This window comes from Micromonospora sp. D75, assembly GCF_018070405.1.
Classification (GTDB): Bacteria; Actinomycetota; Actinomycetes; order Mycobacteriales; family Micromonosporaceae; genus Micromonospora; species Micromonospora chalcea.
Genome location: NZ_JAGPXV010000377.1, coordinates 1 through 5,814, shown reverse-complemented (window position 1 = coordinate 5,814; position 5,814 = coordinate 1). Strand labels below are relative to the sequence as shown.

The following is a 5,814-nucleotide window of genomic DNA, read 5'->3' as shown; positions in this document are numbered from 1 at the left end:
TCTCCGGCATCATCCGCAAGATGGCCGAGGGCAGTGCGGCGCGCGGCACCACCGGCCGCTCGGCCGACGCGCTGGCCGAGCACCGCAGCACGATCGAGGCGTACGAGAAGCTCTGCGCCGACCTGGGCCACGACCCGGCGGATGTGGCGCTGGCGTGGCTGCTGTCCCGTCCGGGCGTGACCGCCCCGATCGTCGGCCCGCGCACGATGGACCAGCTCGACCGCAACCTCGGCGCGCTCGACGTCCACCTGGACGAGCCCACGCTGACCCGCCTGGACGAGCTGTTCCCGCCCGTAGGCAACGGCGGCCCCGGCCCCGAGGCCTGGGCCTGGTGAAAGGAAGGGCCCCTTCTTAACGCCTCAGGTAGAGAAGGGGCCCCTTCTTAACACGCCGCCGAATTAACGCGCCGCCCGCATCAACGCGCCGGCGCGAGCGCCCACGCGGCGATGCGCGTGTGGCGGGGCGTACGGCCCGGGTGGCTGCGGGTCAGCATCACCTCACCGGCCGACCACTGTGGGCCGGCGTACCCGTTGAGGGTGTCCCGGTCGGCGTGGAGGTCGGCCTCGGGCACCCGGTCGCCGGGGCGGGCGATGGTCAGGTGCGCCCGGAACGGCTTGTCGTCGCAGGGCAGCCCGGCCTCGCGCAGCCCGCCGCGGATCGAGCGGGCGAGCGCGTCGAGCGCCTCGACGTCGCCGCGTACGTCGACCCAGAGCACAGTGGACCGGCCCTGACCGAAGCTGCCGCCGCCCGCGAGGCGCAGCAGTGGGGTACGAGCTGTCCGGGCGGCCGAGGCGAGCGCGTGCTTCACGTCGGGGAGCCGGACGTCCGGCACCTCGCCGAGGAAGGCCAGCGTGAGGTGCAGGTCCGCCGGATCGGCCAGCCGGGCGTGGCGGGCGGCCGCGACCCGCAGGCCCTTGATCCGGGCGGTCAGGTCCTCGACCGCCACGGCAGGTGGGTAGATCGCCGCGAAGAGACGCACCAGGTCAGCGGTGCCGCTGGTGGTGCGCGGCGCGGGCAGCCGGCAACGTCAGCCCGGCGGCGTGCAGCAGCCCTTCGACACGTACCCGTTCGATCTCCCGGTCGACGCCGTCCAGCTCGGCCAGGTGCTCGTCGATGCCGAGCGCCCGGCAGGCGGCGCGCAGCCGTTCGTCGTACGCCTCGATGACCGCGCCGTGCCACACCACGCTGCGGTCGGCGGCGGCGAGCCGGTGGCCGCCGAGGCGGCGCAGGTCGGTGGCGAGCTGGTCCAGCGGCCGTCGGCCGTCCCGGTCGAACTCGGTGAGGTCGATGTCGCGGGTCAGCGCCTCGGCCTCGATGGCCCGGTCGAGCCGCGCGATGGTACGGCGTTCCCGGCGCTGCTCCCGCCACTCGGCCCACCCGCACGCGACCCGGTCGATGATCTCGTCAGCGCAGAACAGCAGCGCGAACAGGGCGGGCAGGCAGCAGACGGCGAGGATCGCCAGCGCCAGCAGCAGTCCCTGCCCCACTTCCACACATCGACGCTAAGCCCTGCCGCACCGGCCCGCCACCCGTTTGGGTAATCGGGCCGGTACGACCGGCTATCGGGGCTACTTGGCTCCGGGCGACACGACGTAGAAGCGGGGCATCGGGAGCACCCGCATCCGCAGCCGGGCGCCGGAGCGGCGCAGCTGCCAGGTGAGCGCCAGCAGCGCGGCGGTCAGCGAGATCAGGCCGCCGGCCCAGATGCTCGCGCCCGCGCCGTAGTGCTCGGCGACCCAGCCGATCAGCGGCGCGCCGACCGGGTTGGTGCCCAGGAACACCAGCACCCACAGCGCCATCACCCGTCCCCGGAAGGAGGCGTCGACACCGAGCTGGACGCGCTGGTTGGCGGCCTGAGCGAAGTAGATCATGAAGAACCCGGCGGGCAGCAGCAGCGCCACGACCAGCCAGTACGCCGGGGCGAGCCCGACGAGCGTGCCGAAGACCGCGCAGCCGATCGCGGCGCCGAGCACGAGCCAGACCGAGGGCCGGCTGCGCCGTCCGGTGCCGGCCAGCGCCCCGACCAGCGCACCGGCCGCGAGCGCGGTGCTGAACAGGCCGAACGAGGCGGCGCCGGTGTTGAACACGGTCTTCGCGAGCGCGGCGAGGGTGAGCTGGAAGTTGAACAGGCTCATCCCGATCACCGACATGAGGACCATCGGCAGCAGGATGTCGGGGCGGCGTGCCACGTACCGGAGGCCGTCGACCACCCGGGCCTGGTCCCGCTCGCCGACCGGCGGCAGGTCCTTGCGGTGCAGTTCCTCGGTACGCATCCGGACCACGTTGACCAGCGGGGCGATCGAGCTGAGCGCGGTGACCAGGAAGACCGGGCCGACGTCGACGGCGGCGATGGCCAGGCCGGCGACGGCGGGGCCGACGATCCGGGCGGAGTTGAACACTGCCGCGTTGAGCGAGAGCGCGTTCGGCAGCAGCGGCATGCCGACCAGCTCGGAGACGAACGCCTGGCGGACCGGTGTCTCGACCGCGTTGGAGACGCCGAGCAGGGCGGCGAACGTGAAGACGTGCCAGAGCTGCACCAGACCGGTGAGGACCAGGACGCTCATGGCCAGCGCGAGCACGGTCCAGAACGCGTTGGCGACGAAGAGCAGCATCCGCTTGTCGTAGCGGTCGGCGAGCCGTCCGGAGAGCAGCGTGAGCAGGAGTACGGGCGTGAACTGCAACGCGGTGACCACGCCGAGCGCGGTCGCCGAGTTGTCGCTGAGCTCGAGCACGAGCCAGTCCTGGGCGATGAACATCATCCAGACGCCGATCAGTTTGATCAGCTGCCCGGTGGCGAAGAGTCGGTAGTTACGGACCCGTAGGGACTGGAACATCGTGCTCAATTTGGCCTGCACTCTAGGTGCGCCTCCTTGCGTCGGTACGCTTCATCCACAGCTGACGAAGCGAACCGCGGGCGGCGGTGTCAGGCGCGAGCGATGCCCTGGAGGATGTCCGCGGCGCGCCGTAGCGTTTCGCGTTCGTCCTCGGTGAGCGCGGCCAGCCGGGTGGCCAGCCACTCGTTGCGGGCCCGCTCGAACTGGTCGAGTACGGCCCGTCCCCCTTCGGTAGCCGCCAGGATGACCTGCCGTCCGTCGGTCGGGTGGGGGGTGCGTTGCACGAGGCCCCGCTCCTCCAGCTTCGCGACGATCTTCGTCATCGTGGGCGGCTGCACCCGTTCGACATCAGCGAGTTCCCGTGGTGTGAGGGCGCCCGCCAGGTTGAGGCTGGTGAGCGCCGACAGCTGGGTGACTGTGAGGTCGCCGACCGGCCGGGCCTGTCGGACCCGCCGGTTGAGCCGGGTGATCGCATCTCGCAGCTGAGGGGCCAGCTGCGCCGGTGGCACGCGTTTCGCCGTCACCGTCCGCTCCGTCACGGTAGTTAGCTTAACTAATGAGCCTGGCTAACGACACGCGTTATGACCAGGCTCACCAGCGTCAGAGCAACACGGACTCGACCGGCCCGCGCAGGAAGTACACGATGAACAGCGCGGCGACCCCGTACAGGAGCGGGTGGACCTCCCGGGCCTTACCCTTCGCCACCTTCAGCAGCACGAAGCTGATCACGCCGGCCCCGATGCCGTTGGAGATCGAATAGGTGAACGGCATCAGCGCGATGGTGAGGAACGCCGGGATGGCGATCTCGTAGTCGGTCCAGTCGATCGTGCGGACCGCCGTCATCATCAGGAAGCCGACCACCACCAGGGCCGTCGACGCGGCCTCGAACGGCACGATCAACGACAGCGGCGCGAGGAACATGGCCAGCAGGAACAGGCTGCCGGTGACCAGGTTGGCCACGCCGGTCCGGGCGCCCTCCGCGACACCTGCGGCGCTCTCGATGTACGACGTGTTGCTGGACACCGAGGCGGCGCCACCGGCCGCGGCGGCGATCGAGTCGACGAGCAGGATCTCCTTGGCCTTCGGCGGGGTGCCCGTCTCGTCGAGCATGTCCCCTTCCTGGCCGATCGCGACCATCGTGCCCATGGTGTCGAAGAAGTCCGTGATCAGCAGCGTGAAGATGAACATCAGCGGCACCAGCCAGCCGACCCGGCTCCACGAGTTCAGCACGTTGAACTGGCCCAGCAGCGACAGGTCGGGCACGTCCACGATCTGCTTCGGCAGCTCGGGCACGTTCAGCGCCCAGCCCTTCGGGTTCGGCTTGCCGTCGACGAAGGACGGGCCGACGTTGGCGATCGCCTCGACCACGATGGCCAGCACGGTGGAGGCGAGGATGCCGATCAGGATCGCGCCCCGGACCCGGCGTACCACCAGGACCAGCGTGATCAGCAGGCCGACCACGAAGACCAGCATCGGCCAGCTGACGATCTTCCCGTTGATGCCCAGCCCGACCGGCACGGTGGAGTTCGCGGCGTCCGGCACGCGCCGGACGAACCCGGCGTCGACCAGGCCGATGATGGTCAGGAACAGACCGATGCCGACGCCGATCGCGGTCTTGAGCTGCGTCGGCACCGACCGGAACACCGCGGTACGCAGTCCGGTGAGCACCAGGATGCCGATCAGCACACCCTCGATGACCACCAGGCCCATCGCGTCCGCCCAGGTCATCTGGGGCGCGATCTCGTACGCGACGAGCGCGTTCACACCCAGGCCGGCCGCGAGCGCGATCGGGAACCGGGCCACCACGCCCATCAGGATGGTCATCAGGCCGGCGACCAGCGCGGTCGCCGCGGCGAGCGCCGGAATGGCCAGCGAACGGCCGTCGCCGTCCTTCCCGCTGCCGAGGATCAGCGGGTTCAACACCACGATGTACGCCATCGTGAAGAACGTGGCGAAACCGCCCCGAAGCTCCCGGCTCAGCGTGGACCCGCGTGCCGAGATCAGGAAGAAGCGGTCGAAGGCGTTACGTGGATGCGCGGGATCGGGCGGAGTGCCGTGATCCGGCGGTGGAGCAATGGACATGGTTCCTCATCTGGTCATCGGCCGGGTTTTGTCGCGCGCATCGTCCCAGATCACCTGGCGGGCAGGGAAGAACGATCACGTAGGCTGGGCCGGTGTCACAGGAGCAACAGCCGCGGCCGGAGCCGCTCGACCCGCCGATGGTGCCGTTCGCCGTCGCCGGGCTGATCGCCTGGGCGGTGGCCGGTCTGGTGCTACTGATCTTCTTCCGGGACTGGCTCACCGAGTCCGGGCGTCAGAACTGGCTCTGGACCTGCCTGGCCGGTTTTCTGTGGGGCTTTCCCGGCCTGGCGGTGATGATGCGGCACGACGCCAACCGGCGTCGCCGACGCGCGGCCGCCGCGCAGCGGCCGCGCTGACCGGTCAGGGGTGGCCGTACGGCTCCGCCGGCTCGGACGCCTCGACCGACCCGGGGGCCCGGCTGACCGTCATGGCCTCGACCGCGCTGTCGTCGTAGACGGTGGGCAGCTCCTCGACCGGCGTCTCGGGCGTCTCCACAAGCGTCTCCGAGTGCGCGCCGCACCCGTGGTCGGCGCTGACCACCCGGCCGTCGTCGGGCGCGTAGAAGTTGCCGCACGCGCCGAAGGCCAGTCGCAGCGCCCCGGCCAGCGGCAGGTAGAAACCGCAGGTGCCGCAGCGGGCGGCGGCCGGCGCGGCCGTCGAGATCGCGGCGTCCGGGCCGTGGTCACCGTCGTACCAGCGCTGGGCGGTCTCGGCGCGCCCCTCCCGGGACAGCACCCGGGCCCGGCCCAGCCCCAGCTCCCAGGCGGTCTCCTCGACCGCCGGGTCGTCGGAGAGCAGGTAGCCGGGCGCGAGCCGCTCGTCGTCGGCCGGGGTGGGCAGCAGGTCGCCCGGGCCCAGGTCGCCCGGCTTGAGCCGCTCCTGCCAGGGCAACCAGCCC

General features: G+C 71.2%; 8 protein-coding genes. 2 read left to right on the top strand and 6 right to left on the bottom strand.

The window, feature by feature from the left end:
* Positions 1-335: aldo/keto reductase (locus tag KBX39_RS20910; protein ID WP_210872073.1), on the top strand; the 335-nt coding region annotated here is incomplete at its 5' end.
* A gap of 80 nt (positions 336-415) precedes the next feature.
* Here the strand turns inward: KBX39_RS20910 and thpR are convergent.
* The 5 genes from thpR to KBX39_RS20885 all read right to left on the bottom strand — a co-directional run bounded on the left by thpR (position 416) and on the right by KBX39_RS20885 (position 4,916).
* Positions 416-979 (bottom strand): RNA 2',3'-cyclic phosphodiesterase, encoded by a 564-nt coding sequence (gene thpR, locus KBX39_RS20905; RefSeq protein WP_210872071.1) that lies wholly within the window; start codon positions 977-979, stop codon positions 416-418.
* Between the two features lie 4 nt (positions 980-983).
* The gene (locus KBX39_RS20900; RefSeq protein WP_069089571.1) at positions 984-1,493 is read right to left on the bottom strand and encodes a hypothetical protein; all 510 of its coding nucleotides are present in this window, start codon (positions 1,491-1,493) and stop codon (positions 984-986) included.
* Positions 1,494-1,568: 75 nt separating this feature from the next.
* Positions 1,569-2,855: an MFS transporter gene (locus tag KBX39_RS20895; protein ID WP_064448807.1), complete on the bottom strand. Its 1,287-nt coding sequence runs from the start codon at positions 2,853-2,855 to the stop codon at positions 1,569-1,571.
* A 68-nt stretch (positions 2,856-2,923) separates the two neighbouring features.
* The gene (locus tag KBX39_RS20890) at positions 2,924-3,373 is read right to left on the bottom strand and encodes a MarR family winged helix-turn-helix transcriptional regulator (RefSeq protein WP_030274920.1); all 450 of its coding nucleotides are present in this window, start codon (positions 3,371-3,373) and stop codon (positions 2,924-2,926) included.
* Positions 3,374-3,434: 61 nt separating this feature from the next.
* Positions 3,435-4,916 carry an NCS2 family permease gene (locus KBX39_RS20885; protein ID WP_069088095.1) on the bottom strand — a complete coding sequence of 494 codons (1,482 nt, stop codon included), beginning with the start codon at positions 4,914-4,916 and terminating at the stop codon, positions 3,435-3,437.
* A gap of 92 nt (positions 4,917-5,008) precedes the next feature.
* On the opposite strand from KBX39_RS20885, the gene KBX39_RS20880 reads away from it, so the two are divergent.
* Positions 5,009-5,272 carry a DUF2530 domain-containing protein gene (locus KBX39_RS20880; protein WP_030503567.1) on the top strand — a complete coding sequence of 88 codons (264 nt, stop codon included), beginning with the start codon at positions 5,009-5,011 and terminating at the stop codon, positions 5,270-5,272.
* A 4-nt stretch (positions 5,273-5,276) separates the two neighbouring features.
* Here the strand turns inward: KBX39_RS20880 and KBX39_RS20875 are convergent.
* Positions 5,277-5,814 (bottom strand): DUF3027 domain-containing protein (locus tag KBX39_RS20875; protein ID WP_210872068.1); only part of this gene is annotated, 538 nt, incomplete at its 5' end.